This is a genomic window from Listeria grayi (assembly GCF_900638015.1).
GTDB classification, from domain to species: Bacteria; Bacillota; Bacilli; order Lactobacillales; family Listeriaceae; genus Listeria; species Listeria grayi.
Genome location: NZ_LR134483.1, coordinates 1,901,021 through 1,915,508, shown reverse-complemented (window position 1 = coordinate 1,915,508; position 14,488 = coordinate 1,901,021). Strand labels below are relative to the sequence as shown.

Annotated in this window: 16 protein-coding genes; 13 read left to right on the top strand and 3 right to left on the bottom strand. The window is 41.3% G+C overall.

From position 1 onward, the window contains the following. The first annotated feature begins 16 nt into the window (after window positions 1-16). The 5 genes from EL241_RS09255 (at window position 17) to rpiA (ending at window position 4,023) form a co-directional block, all read left to right on the top strand. On the top strand, window positions 17-679 hold the full coding sequence (locus EL241_RS09255; protein ID WP_003754948.1) for a GTP diphosphokinase: 663 nt from the start codon (window positions 17-19) through the stop codon (window positions 677-679). 27 nt (window positions 680-706) lie between these two features. Continuing rightward, window positions 707-1,501 carry an NAD kinase gene (locus tag EL241_RS09250; RefSeq protein WP_003754949.1) on the top strand — a complete coding sequence of 265 codons (795 nt, stop codon included), beginning with the start codon at window positions 707-709 and terminating at the stop codon, window positions 1,499-1,501. A gap of 15 nt (window positions 1,502-1,516) precedes the next feature. After that, window positions 1,517-2,413 carry an RluA family pseudouridine synthase gene (locus EL241_RS09245; RefSeq protein WP_036106197.1) on the top strand — a complete coding sequence of 299 codons (897 nt, stop codon included), beginning with the start codon at window positions 1,517-1,519 and terminating at the stop codon, window positions 2,411-2,413. 66 nt (window positions 2,414-2,479) lie between these two features. Continuing rightward, window positions 2,480-3,268, top strand: coding sequence for an enoyl-ACP reductase FabI (gene fabI, locus EL241_RS09240; RefSeq protein WP_036106200.1), 789 nt, complete (start codon window positions 2,480-2,482; stop codon window positions 3,266-3,268). 74 nt (window positions 3,269-3,342) lie between these two features. Next, on the top strand, window positions 3,343-4,023 hold the full coding sequence (gene rpiA, locus EL241_RS09235; RefSeq protein WP_036106203.1) for a ribose-5-phosphate isomerase RpiA: 681 nt from the start codon (window positions 3,343-3,345) through the stop codon (window positions 4,021-4,023). A gap of 198 nt (window positions 4,024-4,221) precedes the next feature. On the opposite strand, the gene EL241_RS09230 is transcribed toward rpiA, so the two are convergent. Both EL241_RS09230 and EL241_RS09225 read right to left on the bottom strand, forming a co-directional pair. Further along, a complete protein-coding gene (locus EL241_RS09230; protein ID WP_036106206.1) occupies window positions 4,222-4,659 on the bottom strand; it encodes a GNAT family N-acetyltransferase in 438 nt (145 codons plus the stop codon). A 19-nt stretch (window positions 4,660-4,678) separates the two neighbouring features. Further along, window positions 4,679-5,428: an alpha/beta hydrolase gene (locus EL241_RS09225; RefSeq protein ID WP_126320524.1), complete on the bottom strand. Its 750-nt coding sequence runs from the start codon at window positions 5,426-5,428 to the stop codon at window positions 4,679-4,681. 212 nt (window positions 5,429-5,640) lie between these two features. On the opposite strand from EL241_RS09225, the gene EL241_RS09220 reads away from it, so the two are divergent. After that, entirely contained in the window at window positions 5,641-6,663 is a 1,023-nt protein-coding gene (locus EL241_RS09220; RefSeq protein WP_036106209.1) for a branched-chain amino acid aminotransferase, read from the top strand. 26 nt (window positions 6,664-6,689) lie between these two features. On the opposite strand, the gene EL241_RS09215 is transcribed toward EL241_RS09220, so the two are convergent. Continuing rightward, window positions 6,690-8,159: an MDR family MFS transporter gene (locus EL241_RS09215; protein WP_126320523.1), complete on the bottom strand. Its 1,470-nt coding sequence runs from the start codon at window positions 8,157-8,159 to the stop codon at window positions 6,690-6,692. A 119-nt stretch (window positions 8,160-8,278) separates the two neighbouring features. Here EL241_RS09215 and EL241_RS09210 point away from each other — a divergent pair, with 119 nt between their 5' ends. From EL241_RS09210 to EL241_RS13670, 7 genes are all read left to right on the top strand, one after another. Further along, window positions 8,279-9,337 carry a M42 family metallopeptidase gene (locus tag EL241_RS09210; protein WP_036106210.1) on the top strand — a complete coding sequence of 353 codons (1,059 nt, stop codon included), beginning with the start codon at window positions 8,279-8,281 and terminating at the stop codon, window positions 9,335-9,337. Between the two features lie 12 nt (window positions 9,338-9,349). Continuing rightward, window positions 9,350-9,817 carry a glutathione peroxidase gene (locus EL241_RS09205; RefSeq protein WP_036106214.1) on the top strand — a complete coding sequence of 156 codons (468 nt, stop codon included), beginning with the start codon at window positions 9,350-9,352 and terminating at the stop codon, window positions 9,815-9,817. 284 nt (window positions 9,818-10,101) lie between these two features. Further along, window positions 10,102-10,791: a Crp/Fnr family transcriptional regulator gene (locus EL241_RS09200; RefSeq protein ID WP_003754962.1), complete on the top strand. Its 690-nt coding sequence runs from the start codon at window positions 10,102-10,104 to the stop codon at window positions 10,789-10,791. 133 nt (window positions 10,792-10,924) lie between these two features. Next, window positions 10,925-11,815 (top strand): hypothetical protein, encoded by an 891-nt coding sequence (locus tag EL241_RS09195; RefSeq protein ID WP_003754963.1) that lies wholly within the window; start codon window positions 10,925-10,927, stop codon window positions 11,813-11,815. Further along, entirely contained in the window at window positions 11,808-12,170 is a 363-nt protein-coding gene (locus tag EL241_RS09190; RefSeq protein ID WP_003754964.1) for a hypothetical protein, read from the top strand. The genes EL241_RS09195 and EL241_RS09190 overlap by 8 nt, the downstream gene beginning before the upstream one ends. Continuing rightward, complete coding sequence (locus tag EL241_RS09185) at window positions 12,167-14,119, top strand: immunoglobulin-like domain-containing protein (protein ID WP_036106220.1); 1,953 nt, start codon at window positions 12,167-12,169, stop codon at window positions 14,117-14,119. The genes EL241_RS09190 and EL241_RS09185 overlap by 4 nt, the downstream gene beginning before the upstream one ends. Before the next feature lie 19 nt (window positions 14,120-14,138). Continuing rightward, the gene (locus EL241_RS13670) at window positions 14,139-14,378 is read left to right on the top strand and encodes a hypothetical protein (protein ID WP_003754966.1); all 240 of its coding nucleotides are present in this window, start codon (window positions 14,139-14,141) and stop codon (window positions 14,376-14,378) included. Window positions 14,379-14,488 lie beyond the last annotated feature (110 nt).

Genomic DNA, 14,488 nt, shown 5'->3' with positions numbered 1-14,488 from the left:
AGTTGAGGTGAGAAAAATGAATCATTGGGAAGAATTCTTGATGCCGTATACGCAGGCAGTAGATGAATTGAAAATGAAGTTGAAAGGGATCCGAAAGCAATTTCAGCTGGAAAATAACCATTCGCCCATCGAATTCGTGACTGGACGAGTAAAACCAGTAGTCAGTATTTTAGATAAAGCTGCACTCAAAAATATCCCGCTCGATCGTTTGGCGGAAGAAATGCAGGATATCGCCGGTCTGCGGATGATGTGTCAATTTGTAGATGACATTGAGCTCGTGGTACAATTACTCCGCGGCAGAAAAGATTTTCGAATCGTCGAGGAACGTGATTATATCAAAAACAAAAAGCCGAGCGGTTATCGTTCGTACCATGTCGTGATCGAATATCCGGTCGAAACGATCAACGGTAAAAGAAAAATCTTAGCAGAAATACAGATCCGGACGCTTGCCATGAACTTTTGGGCAACGACGGAGCATTCCTTAAATTATAAATACCAAGGGGAACTTCCAGAAGCAATCAATCTGCGGCTGGAACGAGCAGCAGAAGCGGCTTTTCAATTGGATGAAGAAATGTCGCAAATTCGTGAAGAGATCCAAGAAGCGCAAGTTTATTTTTCACAAAATAAAGATGAGAAACGCAGTAAGCCAGCTGGTCAAGAGCGATTAACTGGAAAATAATCTCACTGAGAATAGGAGAGAAATGTTTTGAAATATACAATCGTTTCTAAGGGGGATGAAAAATCCAACCTATTAAAAATGCAGATGAAGGAATCTTTTTCTCAGTATGATATGGAATATGATGAGAAAGAGCCTTCTGCAGTAATTTCGATCGGTGGAGATGGAACATTTCTCTCAGCATTTCATAAGTATCAGCATCGTTTAGACAGAGTCGCATTTATTGGGATCCACACGGGCCATTTAGGATTTTATGCGGACTGGCGACCGAATGAAGCCGAACGTTTAGTAGAGGCGATCGCGAACAAGGAATACAAGATCGTTTCCTATCCATTGTTGAAAATCACTGTCGTATTTGGAATGGGACATGAGCGCGAAGAGTACCTTGCACTGAATGAATCTACTATCAAGAGCTCCGGTGGTCCGTTTGTTGTGGATGTCAATATCAACGATTCACAGTTTGAACGCTTCCGTGGGGATGGACTTTGCATGTCTACGCCAAGTGGAACGACAGCATATAATAAATCATTGGGCGGCGCATTGATGCATCCTTCGATTGAAGCCATGCAGCTCACAGAGATGGCTTCGATCAATAACCGTGTTTATCGTACGATCGGGAGCCCGCTTGTCTTTCCAAAACATCACACGGTGCAGTTAGTACCAGTTCAAGATAAAAATTTCCAGATCTCGATCGATCACGTGAGTATCCTGCATCGTGATGTCAAAGAGATCATTTACCAAGTATCAGAAGAGAAAGCGAATTTTGCACGTTTCCGTTATTTTCCATTTTGGCGGCGGGTTCATGATTCCTTTATCGAAAATTAGGAGGAACAGGAAACTTTGTTATTAGAGTGGACAGCCACGGCTGAAGAAGAGGGACTGCTGTTGCGGACTTTCTTGAAACGAAAACATATTTCTAAATTATTATTGACGGCGATCAAATACCATGAAGGCGGCAGGATAGCAGTCAATAACGCTACTGAAAATGTGTTGTACCGCGTGCGGTCTGGCGATAAAGTGAGCGTTATGCTGCCGGAAGAAAAGCAGAATGAACAATTGATCGCCGAGCATACCGATCTCGATATCCGTTATGAAGATGATTTTGTGATTGTTTTAAATAAACCAGCGGGAATGCCCTCGATCCCTTCACAATATCATCCGACTGGTTCAGTGGCTAATTTCATCAAGGGCCATTATCAAGAGCAAAACTTAACTAATGCAGTTCATATCGTGACGCGGCTGGATCGGGAAACATCAGGATTGATGCTGATTGCGAAAACTCGTTTTGCCCATGCCCGGCTGAGCAGCTTTTTACAAAAGGGCGCTTTAAAACGGAAATATCAAGCATTAACAATGGGAGATTTAGCGAATAAAGCAGGATACATCGAAGCACCGATCGGAAGAGATTCCGATATCAGTATCATGGCAAGGAAAGTCACAGAAACCGGGAAATATGCCAAAACAAATTATCAAGTGATTGCAAGTTATCCGGATTTTGAACATGTGGATATCCAACTGGAAACAGGTAGGACGCATCAGATCCGCGTTCATTTTTCACACATTGGACATTCACTGCTCGGGGACGACATGTATCACGGTGAGACTAGCCTGATCAAACGTCATGCCTTGCATTCCTATCATCTGCATTTTATTCACCCTTTTACAGAAGAATACTTGTCATTTGAATGTGAATTACCTGAGGATATGGAAGAATTATTACGTATCTGGAAAAAATAGTTTTAAAAATGTGCTGCTTCATGTAAAATATAAGAAGCGAGAGCACCAATTAGAGGAGGATAAAACATGAATTTATCATTAGAGGGAAAGACATACGTTGTTATGGGCGTAGCTAATAAGCGCAGTATAGCTTGGGGAATTGCACAATCTTTGAACGATGCAGGAGCAAGATTAGTGTTTACATATGCAGATGATCGTTCCAAAAAAAGCATTTTACAATTAGTAGAAAATCTAAGCGAAGTCAATCAAGACCCATTAGCACTTCCATGTGACGTTACCAGTGACGAAGCAATTGAAGAAGCTTTTAGAACGATCTATGAAAAAGCAGGCAAGATCAGTGGGATCGCTCACTGTATCGCCTTTGCAAATAAAGATTATTTAGCTGGGGATTACTTGGAAGTCGACCGTGAAAGTTTCTTGCAAGCCCACAATATCAGCGCTTATTCTTTCACTGCAGTGGCACGTGCAGCGAAGCATTTGGAAATGCTAACAGAAGATGCAAGCCTTATTACATTAACTTACCTAGGCGGCGAACGAGTAGTTGAAAATTATAATATTATGGGTGTTGCTAAAGCATCCTTAGATGCGAGCGTTCGCTATTTAGCAATGGACTTAGGCGCACAAGGCGTTCGTGTCAATGCAATTTCTGCTGGTCCGATTCGTACCGTATCGGCACGTGGCGTGAGTGGATTTACAGATTCCCTTGCGATCGTGGAAGAAAGAGCACCGTTAAAACGGGCAACACAGCAAGAAGAAGTTGGCGACACCGCTTATTTCTTACTAAGTAGATTATCCCGTGGGATCACAGGCGAAGTATTGCATGTCGACAGCGGTTATCATATTGTTGGATTTTAAAATTAAAAACTTGGTAGCTTGTATGCTGCCAAGTTTTTTTGAAAATCATTTCATTTAAAATGGAGGCGTTAGGTATGAACGCAAAACAATTGGCAGGCGAAAAAGCAGCAGAATGGGTCGAGGACGGAATGACGATCGGTCTCGGAACAGGTAGTACGGTCTATTATACGATCGAGAAAATCGGTGAAATGGTCAAAAACGGGTTGCAGATCGTTGGTGTACCAACATCAGAACGAACACGCATTCAAGCAGAAGGATTGGGCATTCCATTAACAAGTTTAAATGAAGTAGAAAAAATCGACTTAACGATCGACGGTTCTGATGAAGTAGATGCTTCATTCCGTGGCATCAAAGGCGGTGGGGGAGCATTGCTGCGCGAAAAAATGGTTGCAGATATCTCAGATACGAATATTTGGGTCGTAAGCAGTAACAAACGTGTGGATGTATTAGGTAAATTCCCACTTCCAATCGAAGTCATTCCTTTTGGCTATAAACAAGTCGCAAATAAATTACAAAAACGCGGTGCTGACGCAAGACTGCGCAAGACAGAAGACGGAGACATTTATGTCACGGATAACGGCAACTATATTTTAGATGTCTATGACCAAGCATTTACAGACCCAGCAGAATGGCAAGATTGGCTGCAAAAGATTCCTGGCATTGTCGAGCAAGGTTTTTTTCTTGGGATCGTGGATATCGTGATCGCAGCAAGTGAAAGCGGCGAAATTGAACTGTTTGAAAGTGAGAAGAGCTGAATCATGGATTCAGCTCTCAGCTTGCCCGAAAAACGATCATCTTCGTCGTTAAAGTTTGCGTTCCGATGCTCACGTACATGAGTACGCTCCGCTTCGGTACTCGACTTTGCCTAGAATCTAATCATTTTTCGGACAAGCTGAAAACAGTAAAAAATGATTGAAAGGATGTTTTCCTTCGATCTAAGAGCAAGAGCTGAATCATGGATTCAGCTCTTTTTTCATTTCTTTATGTGGGATATCGGCATCCAAAAATTCATCGGAACAAACGGTATAGCCTAATTTTTCGTAAAATGGAATCGCTGTGATCTGAGCACCGAGCCGAAGTTGCGTCACAGCTTGTGAGACGGCTTCGGCTTCGATCGCCTCCATGATGCAGCGACCAGCCCCTTTTCCGCGGGCTGCTTGTTGCGTGCAGATACGCTCTACTTTCCCATAATCGGGAAGGATTCGGAAACGCCCAGTTGCAAGCGGTGTACCGTCTGAATCATAATCTACGAACATCAGCGCATCGGCTGCTTTATCATGCTCGTCCCATTCCAATTCAGGATCAATTTGTTGTTCGCCGATAAAAACAGCTTGTCGAATGGCAAAAGCATCTTGTTTTTCTTCTGGTGTCATCACTTTTTTTACTACCAATTATTAAACGTCCTTTCTTTTACACATGCATGCTTTCTAAGTCCAACTCATTTGCAGCCAACATATAACGCAGTGCGTCTTTTACAAGCGGCTGCCAATATTTCCATTTATGATCCCCTTCAAAAACCTGTGACCGATGTTCAAATCCTTTTGCCGTCAAAACTTTTGTGAAAGCCAGATTTGGGGTGAGAAAATCTGCTTGCTGATCATCTGTTGTATGAACATCGGTCTCTTTGCTACCGATAACATGATAGATCTTCAGCTTTGCCGGATCAGCTTTTTTTGCCGCAGTGAGCAAGCTGTCATCCATGAATGGGGAGTGTAGGATGACATTCCCAAAGGTATGGGGATAGCGCAAAGCAGTCTGCAAGGATACAGCAGCTCCAAGCGAATCCCCCATCAAGAAACGGCTTGCTGCCATTTGATAAGAAGGGAAGCGGTTTTCTACATAAGGAAGTAGTTCCCGAGCCAAAAATTTAACGTATGCGTCATTTTGGCTGCCTTCGGGGTGGTATTTCTCACGTCTATCCGTCACCGTTTTATAAGGAACGCCGATGAAAATAGCTTTTTCCATTTCATCCTTTTCCACTAATTCATCAGAAAAGTGGGCTAATTTACCAAATTGGAAATAATCCTTGCCGTCTTGGACGATAAAAAGAGGATACTTATAGAGATGAGAGAAGTCCGGCGGGAGGTAAATAATCAAATCCAGTTCCTCCTTCAAATACTCACTGTAAAGCTTGTCATCTATCCATTTTCCCTGAGCCATTTTCATCCGCTCCTTTCTTTTGAGTAGTCCTTTTATTTTAACACGAAAAAACAAAAAAGGAAGCGATAAAACCTAAGTTTTTGAAATTTATCTAAATTTTCTGTTTTTATAAAAGTCATGCTGATAGATTAATAAAAATATGCTATACTAGTGGATAAACAGAAAACTTACTTGAATCAGAAGGTTTGTTAGGAGAAAGCGAGGAAATAGAAATGAGCAATGTAAATATTGATTGGGCAAATCTAGGGTTTAGCTATATCAAAACAGATAAACGCTATATCTCTTATTGGAAAGACGGAAAATGGGATGATGGAGCGTTGACAGAAGACAATACGCTACATATCAGCGAAGGTTCTACGGCACTCCATTACGGGCAGCAATGTTTTGAAGGGCTTAAAGCTTATCGCAGTAAAGACGGATCAATCAATCTATTTCGTCCAGACCAAAATGCAGCTCGAATGAAGCGCAGCTGTGAGCGGTTATTGATGCCGCAAGTCCCAACGGATAAATTTATCGAAGCTTGCAAACAAGTGGTGAAAGCCAATGAAGCATATTTGCCTCCATATGGAACAGGTGCTACGTTGTATTTACGTCCGTTCGTGATCGGAGTAGGAGATAACTTAGGTGTACACGCTGCCCCAGAATATATATTTTCTATTTTTTGTTCGCCAGTCGGCCCTTATTTCAAAGGCGGATTAGTGCCGGCAAACTTCATCGTTTCTGATTTTGACCGTGCAGCTCCAAATGGTACCGGTGCGGCTAAAGTCGGTGGAAACTATGCGGCAAGCCTACTACCTGGTGAAGCAGCAAAAGAACGTGCTTTTGCCGATTCGATCTATTTAGATCCAGCAACACATACAAAAATCGAAGAAGTTGGTGCGGCAAACTTCTTTGGGATCACCAAAGACGACCGCTTTATTACCCCAGATTCTCCATCGATCTTACCAAGTATTACCAAATATTCCCTTCTTTACCTTGCAGAACACCGTTTAGGTCTGGAAGTGGAAGAAGGCGATGTCTATATCGATAAATTGGAGGATTTCAAAGAAGCAGGAGCATGTGGCACGGCTGCAGTAATCACTCCGATCGGCGGTATCCAGTATAAAGAGGATTTCCACGTTTTCCATAGTGAGACAGAAGTCGGACCAACTGTGAAGGCGTTATTTGATGAATTATCGGGCATTCAATTTGGTGAAAAAGAAGCACCTGAAAATTGGATCGTGAAGGTAGATTAAAAAAACGGTAGCTGCAAAATTCGCAGCTACCGTTTTTTTGTTGCTTTTGGTAATAGGAAAAATAATAAAAAGGCAATCAAACAACAAAACAGCAATGTCAGAAATACCATGTTGAGACCACTGTATAAAATCTCGCGCAACGGTTGTAGCAACGTTTTGGCAAGACTCGAAGCAGTAGTCGGACTGATCAGCTTATTGAGGTTCTCACTGCTGACTGCTTGGGCGCCATGCTGCCCGAATTGATTGTTGATAACACTGTTGAAAACTGTACCTAAAATCGCGACACCAATCGTTTGCCCAACATTTCGGAAAAGATTGTTGGTGGCTGTCGATATACCGGTCTGTGATTTTGGAACAGCTTCCTGAACCGCAACTGTAGTGATCGTAAAGGCCATCCCAAAACCTAATCCCATCAGCGCACTATTCAAATAAAAATAGATATCACTAGTACTTGCCGGGAAGAGGAAGAGGAGTAGAGCTCCTAAAACCGAAATAAATGTCCCAATTCCGATCGTTGCGCGCATTCCCCATTTTTTAAAGAGCCGATCGGATAAAAACGAACCGATGATCCAAGTCACGGATAATGGTGCAAGCATAAATCCAGCGACCGTTGCACCATGTCCTAGCATCCCCTGAGCCCACATCGGGATATACACATTGATCCCAATCAAAAAGACACTCAAAAAAAAGCCAATCAAATTAGAAATAAGTACAATTGGATTTTTGAACAAAATAAACGGAAGTACGGGATCAGCAGCCTTTTTCTCATTTTTATAAAAAATAAAGAGGAAAATAAGTGCGCAAACGAACAATACTAAAACAAGCGGATCTGCCCAATTCAGCGTTTCTCCAACTTGTTGTAATCCGAATAATAGTGCTAATAATGCTAATGTAAAGACAACGGCCCCTTTATAATCGATGGGCAATCGCTTAGGGGTAAGGTGTTCTTTAAAATAGAATCCTACTAAGATAATCGTCAAGATCCCGAACGGAATATTGATAAAAAAGATCCAATGCCATGACAGCTGATCCACTAGGAAGCCACCCAATAATGGACCAAAGACACCGGCGATCCCCCATGCCGATCCCATGAAACCAAGAACGCGCGCTCTTTTCTCTGCGGGATAGATGTCAGCAATGATCGTCATAGTGGAAGGAAGAATCCCTCCGGCACCGATTCCTTGAATCACCCGGAAAATGATCAGCATTTCCATACTTTGTGCTAGTCCACACAGCGTAGAGCCGATCAGGAAAATGACCGTAGCGGTAATAAAAATTTTTTTCCTTCCATAAATATCTGATAGCTTTCCGTATATAGGGATCGCGATCGATGAGGTGAGTAAAAATACAGAAAATACCCAATTCATCAATGCGATCCCATCTAAATGACTAACGATCGTCGGCATTGCCGTACTTACGATCGTTCCTTCGATTGCTGCCATAAATGTAGCCACAAATACGGAAAGCGTGACAGCCTTTCTCTTCGTCTGTTCCACGTCTTTCACTCCTTCTTCATCTAACGAATTATACCATAATCTTTGCAAACAAAAAACATGCAACTTAGGGAGAGAAGGCATATAATAAAGGCAGCAAGAAGAAAAGGAGGCTACTGTCTTTGAGTTATCAACCAAATCCACTAGAGATAATGCATAAAATCCAAACTTTGACCAATATACCAAGCCCTACTGGAAATACGAGGGCGATCATCCAGCATATCGCGGAAGATCTAGAGCGCGACCACATTCCATTTCGCCTGAATAATAAAGGCGGGTTACTCGTAACACTTGAAGGGAAAAACAATGATCAACACCGTATGGTGACTGCTCATGTAGATACACTGGGAGCAATGGTAAAAGCAATCAAGCCGGACGGTAGACTACAATTAGCGCTTATCGGCGGTTTTCGATTCAATGCGATCGAAGGCGAATATTGTACAATCGAAACTTTGTCTGGAGAACGCTATTCTGGCACGATCTTGATGCACCAAACCTCTGTCCACGTCTATAAGGACGCGGGAAGCGCAGAACGGAACGATACCAATATCGAAGTGCGATTGGATGCCAAAGTGTTCAGCAAAACGGAAACAGAGGCATTAGGCATTTCAGTGGGCGATTTCGTGTCTTTCGATCCCCGGACTACTATTGTAAACGATGAATTTATAAAATCACGACATCTTGACGATAAAGCCAGCGTTGCCATTTTATTGCAGTTGATCACAACCATCCATACGAATAAAATAGTACTGCCATTCACAACGCATTTCTTGATTTCCAATAATGAAGAAATCGGCTACGGCGGTAATTCCAACATCCCGGAAGAAACTGTCGAATATTTAGCGGTCGATATGGGGGCGCTCGGAGACGGTCAAACTTCTGACGAATACACGGTATCGATTTGTGCAAAAGACGGAAGTGGTCCGTATCATTATGGGCTACGCAAAAATTTGATCCAGCTGGCAGAACAAAATGAGATTGCCTACAAAGTAGATATCTATCCCTTTTATTCTTCCGATGCAAGTGCGGCGATCCATGCCGGCAATGACATCATCCATGGACTGATCGGGCCAGGTATCGATGCAAGCCATGCCTATGAACGCACACACAAAGATTCTCTGTATCATACAGAAAAGTTGGTATACGCGTACCTACTTTCTGATAAATTAGCTAATCAATAGGAGGAAAAAATGATGACAGTATATGATTTTTCTGCAAAAGATATGGCAGGTAAAGAAGTGAAATTAGAAGATTATAAAGGCAAAGTCTTGATTATTGTCAACACAGCTAGCAAATGTGGATTGACTCCGCAGCTAGAAGGCTTAGAAACATTATATGAAAAATATAAAGAACAAGGATTAGAGATTTTAGGATTTCCTTGCAATCAGTTTATGCGCCAAGATCCAGGTTCAGATGAAGAGATCATGGAGTTTTGTCAGCGCAATTACGGTGTGACATTCCATATGTTCTCTAAAATCAAAGTCAAAGGCAAAGATGCGCACCCACTTTATCAATATTTGACAGAGCAAACAGGCGGTAAAAAAATCGAATGGAACTTTGCGAAATTTTTGATCAATCGCGAGGGCGAGATTGTAGAGCGTTTCCCATCGAAGCAACCACCAGAAAAAGCAGAAGAAGAAATCGTCAAAGCATTAGCTTAATAAGAATGGTACGAAAAGTTCCGTCCCAAAATGAGTGTAAAGCTCATCTTGGGACGGAACTTTTTTTTGTCACAAAATCTTCACAAATTAAGCTGAAAACAAGCGAAATTACATTTTTAGCTGTGCTATACTTCACGAAGGGCACTTAATCTTTGATAAAAATGGCCGTATTTTTCCAAATAATTTGACATATTTTGGTCAAATTTAGACACATTCTTTAATCAAAAATGCAAAAGGCCGTGTTTTTCAGGTACTAAAATGAGAATGACAGGGAGGAAAAGAAGATGCCATTTTTTGAAGAGAAGAAAGGAATTACTATACCACAAATTTTAGATGAACTAAAAGAAAACAGTTTTAACAACGCTTGGGTCGTAGAAAAGCGCATCAAGAAAAACACCGTATTAGTCAATAATACAAATTCACAGAATGTCGTTTTTGTAAATAATGGAATCCTCATTACACTTCTTGGGGATAAATATAATAAAAAACACATTTTTGAATTTCATCGCCGTGATTCTGTTATTGGATTTGACTACATTATGAGTGACAATTTTTCCAATATGCAGTATGACATCAAGGCGCTGGAAGATTCTCATATTACCTTTGTAAATGGTGAGTTTTTGTTAAATTATTTATCTAATCGACCAACATTTATGGAGAAACTTACAAACAGTTTGGCGGAAAGGATTTTTTATATCAGCAACCGCCAGATGATGACGATCTACTCACGTGAAAGAAAGATCATCAATGGCTTAGTAGAATTGTGCCGACAGGTCGGCGAACCGATCGATACGCGCAATTATCTGATCCCAGCGTGTATCAATAAAACGAATATCGCGGAATACTGCGGTGTAGATCGAAGTTATTTCTCTAAAGTTTACCGTTTGCTAGAAGGAAATGGGGCAATCGAGTTGACACCCTCTAACAGCTTACTAATCGATATCGTCAAGCTGGAAGAAATCATGAATGAGTAGCTAATGTCATTAAAAAGTCATAATTACGGACTAATCATTTGATGAATGTGCAAATAAGTTTGTAAATATATCGATAAAATAAGAATGCACTGGAAAATATCTTACTTTTGAGGAAGAGAAGGGAGGGGAAAAAATGGATCTATTTGCAACCATTTGGCAGTTTATGCAACTGTTTTATCTGCTTCTTCCCGAAATAGTTCTAATTATGGCTGGGTTTTTCCTAGTTAAATGGGTATTAGACCGCATGATCTTACATCATTTTGTGAAACTAGAACTGCTTACGTATGAAGTAGAGAAGCAAAATAAGCAATACGAAATGATGAAAGCAGAATTGCAGAAAGTGGCGGACATCCAAGACAAACAAGCTTCTTACCTACATTGGGGAGAACTTCAGAAACAACAGGAAGCATCGGTGTGGCTATCATTCCCATATCTATTGCACATCAAAATGATCGATCTGCTACCGCAATTCAACAAGCAGATGGAATGGTATAAGCAGTTGCTTGCAGAAAACAAAGTGGAACAGACCAAGCAACAGGAACCGAAACTAAAACTCGTCATCTCTCCGCTTCTTCGGATTCAGCGTCAGAAACTCAGCGAACGCTTGCAGGCCTTCCAAGCCGAACGACTCCTGTTTATGGAAGACTGTATTGAAGAGAATGACGGCTATCTGATTCATCTTCCGGCTATTTATCAAGCGGAAAAATGGGCAGAACAGTTAGAAGAACAAAGTGAAACGGAAGCCTTCTTCTTAACACTGAAAAAAGACATCGATCAGACTAATTATCTGACAGCCGAGGAAAAGGAAGGCTTAGCGCAGTTTGCTGCATTTTATGAATCACAATGGGAATATATGAAGTCCATTTATATTGGCAAATTTGAAAACAGCACATCCTGTTATCTAACGGCTTATCAAAATGGAATGGAAGAATACTTACAAGATAAAGAGCCAATTGCGCCATATACATTGAGTTATTGGGAGGCAATATTGGAAGAGGAGAAAGGAAGAAAGGCATTTGCTTAATAATCTATTGATTGCAATCGTGAGCTTAGCTGTTATTACTTATTGTGCTTTATACATTCGGCTCTTTTTCAGAACGACGCTAACGAGAATAGATTTTTTCTTGATTGGCCCGTTAAAGAAGCACATGACTTTTTTTCAAACACACCATGCTGAAATGATTGCTCAGATCCGGCGTGTGTATATCCACTACTTTTTATTCCTACTCAGCATTGATGTCTCCCTTTTCTTTAGACAGGAAAGCTGGGTATGGATCGTCTTGCTAGTTGTGATCGTTATGGCGATCCTCTGCTGGCGCGTAGACAAAAAATATGAGCAGATCATCAAGATGCGCGTGAAAGGGGAGATCCATAAATGAAGGAAAAGAAAATACGCTTTTTGAATGACCGTAATACTGAAACTGAAACAGCAGAAAAAACGGGCACGGTCATTCAAGGAGAACCAATCACGATCGAAAAAGGTACAAGTAGTGTCGATTGGTTGGACTATGTGACTGCTTCCGATGCAGTAGATGGAGAAATCACAGCACAAGTGAAGGTGAATGACAGCTTTGTTCATCTGAACGAAAGCGGTCAATACCTATTAGTTTATGAAGTAACTAACAGTCGGAAACAAACGACTTATAAAAGTATTTTAGTAACGGTTCAAGATAAAACGGAAGAGACACCAGAAATCTCAAAACCGCCTATTTTAGAAGATCTCCCTGATGAGCCAGAAAAAGAACTGGGCGAATTAGTCGAAGAGATCTATCAACATGAGGAACAAAAAGCAAATACGCTTGTAAAAGAACAAGAAGCTGATTATGCGGACGATCCGATTGAAGCATTCAGACAAGATGCTCGAGAAACGTCTTCCTCGGAACATAAAGAATTGCGTATCCCCAGCAACAGTGAACCTGCTTTTCTCGAAAAACTGCTGACAGAAGGTATCCAGTTATCGTCCGGGGAATTGATCTGGCTCGATAAAGCGTATCTGCAAAAACACCATTTTCAACTTGGAGAGCCGGGACGCTATTGGGTGCCGTATCGAACGCATCCAAATGAATTAGGGAATTCTCACTATGAAAGTCATCCGGAGCATTGGCTGCTGATCATTGTCGGAAGAGAACGTCCTTTACTATACGCCAATGATATGGAAATCAAAGCGGGCACACCGCGAGCGCAAATCGATTGGCTTAAAGGCGTCATCGCATTTGATCCATTTGATCAAAACATCACAGCAAAAATCAAATGCGAACCACAAATGGTATCGCTCAGCAAAGAAGGCCTATATCCTGTCACTTATCTGGTAACGAATTCAGCTGGGGTAACGACAACATTATACCGATTAGTAGCTGTCAAAGCAGAGCGTCCTACATTGAAAGTAGCGAGTTTGCAGATCGAAGCAGGTTCAGAGCCGCGAGATATTGATTGGTATAAGAGTATAACAGCCTACGATGTCGTCGATGGGAATATTGTTCAAAATTGTCAAGTGGACTACAGCAAAGTGAATTTTGAACAAGATGGCACCTATCCAATTGTTTATACCGTGCGGAACAGCAATGGTAAAGAACAAAAAGCATGGACTGAAGTTGAAGTAAATGCAGTAGAGCCAATTATTTCCGGCGAACCTTTTGAAGTGACGGCAGGAAGTTCCGTCCACGACATTGACTGGAAAGCCAATATCCATGTATATGATCCTGTCGATCAAGATCTGCTTGAAGAAGTAGAAGTGGATCTGGGAAATGTAGATATTTCCAAAGAAGGCCAATACGAAGTCTACTATAAAGTAGCTAATAGCAATCATAAAATAGGCGAGCTACGAATCCAAGTTTTTGTAAAAGCCGAAGTTCCGCATCTCCATTCCGATCCGATCACGATCACTGCAAATCGGATCATCGACTCGCGAATGGATTGGAAGCAAAATCTAATCGCGGAGGACAAAGTCGATGGCAATATCGCAGAGAAAGTACGCGTCGACTTTTCGCAAATAGATCCGCAAGTGGAAGGAACGTATCAAATCTACTTTGAGGTAAGTAATTCTAATAATAAAACAGCCAAGATCGAAGTACCTGTTTTTGTAAAAGCAGAAGCACCAACGATCGTTGCCTCGCCGATCCATATGTCGCTTGGAACCGAAGTCGATCAATTCGACTGGCTGAACGGCGTCTTGGCAACGGATAAAGTCGATGGCGACATTACCACGAATCTGACCGTGTTTTATCAGCAGGTCGACAGTAATACAGCAGGCGAATACACAGTTACGTATTTAGTAAGAAATTCTAATCATAAACAAGGCAGCCGCACAATGGCTGTTAAAGTCCAATAGAAGAAAGTAGGAAAAAATAATGACAAAAACAAATGCATGGAAACAAATCAAAGTAGGTATGATCGGGATTTTGTTAGTAAGCAGTTTATCCCTAGCAGCATGTTCCAATGATAAGAAAGAAACAAAAAAAGATACAAAACCAAAAACAGAACACAAAGTAAAATCGATCGAAAAGAAATCCAACGCAGCAACAGTGAAAGTAGTACCTAAAAAAGAAGGTAAAAAAACAGAAAAGAAAAAACCAGCAAATAAAAAATAATCGTTTGCCACAAATTGCTCGCAACACTTGAGTAATTTGTGTGAACTAAAATGATTGATAATATAGAAGATTACAAAAGAAGATGGAGAGTATCACGATACCTCCATCTT

What these genes read in the sequence shown, in the direction of transcription:
- rpiA (WP_036106203.1), top strand. Translation starts at nt 3,343, where the DNA reads ATGAACGCAAAACAATTGGCAGGCGAAAAAGCAGCAGAATGGGTCGAG.
- EL241_RS09220 (WP_036106209.1), top strand. Translation starts at nt 5,641, where the DNA reads ATGAGCAATGTAAATATTGATTGGGCAAATCTAGGGTTTAGCTATATC.
- EL241_RS09200 (WP_003754962.1), top strand. Translation starts at nt 10,102, where the DNA reads ATGCCATTTTTTGAAGAGAAGAAAGGAATTACTATACCACAAATTTTA.
- EL241_RS09205 (WP_036106214.1), top strand. Translation starts at nt 9,350, where the DNA reads ATGACAGTATATGATTTTTCTGCAAAAGATATGGCAGGTAAAGAAGTG.
- EL241_RS09225 (WP_126320524.1), bottom strand. Translation starts at nt 5,428, where the DNA reads ATGGCTCAGGGAAAATGGATAGATGACAAGCTTTACAGTGAGTATTTG.
- EL241_RS09255 (WP_003754948.1), top strand. Translation starts at nt 17, where the DNA reads ATGAATCATTGGGAAGAATTCTTGATGCCGTATACGCAGGCAGTAGAT.
- EL241_RS09185 (WP_036106220.1), top strand. Translation starts at nt 12,167, where the DNA reads ATGAAGGAAAAGAAAATACGCTTTTTGAATGACCGTAATACTGAAACT.
- EL241_RS13670 (WP_003754966.1), top strand. Translation starts at nt 14,139, where the DNA reads ATGACAAAAACAAATGCATGGAAACAAATCAAAGTAGGTATGATCGGG.
- EL241_RS09195 (WP_003754963.1), top strand. Translation starts at nt 10,925, where the DNA reads ATGGATCTATTTGCAACCATTTGGCAGTTTATGCAACTGTTTTATCTG.
- fabI (WP_036106200.1), top strand. Translation starts at nt 2,480, where the DNA reads ATGAATTTATCATTAGAGGGAAAGACATACGTTGTTATGGGCGTAGCT.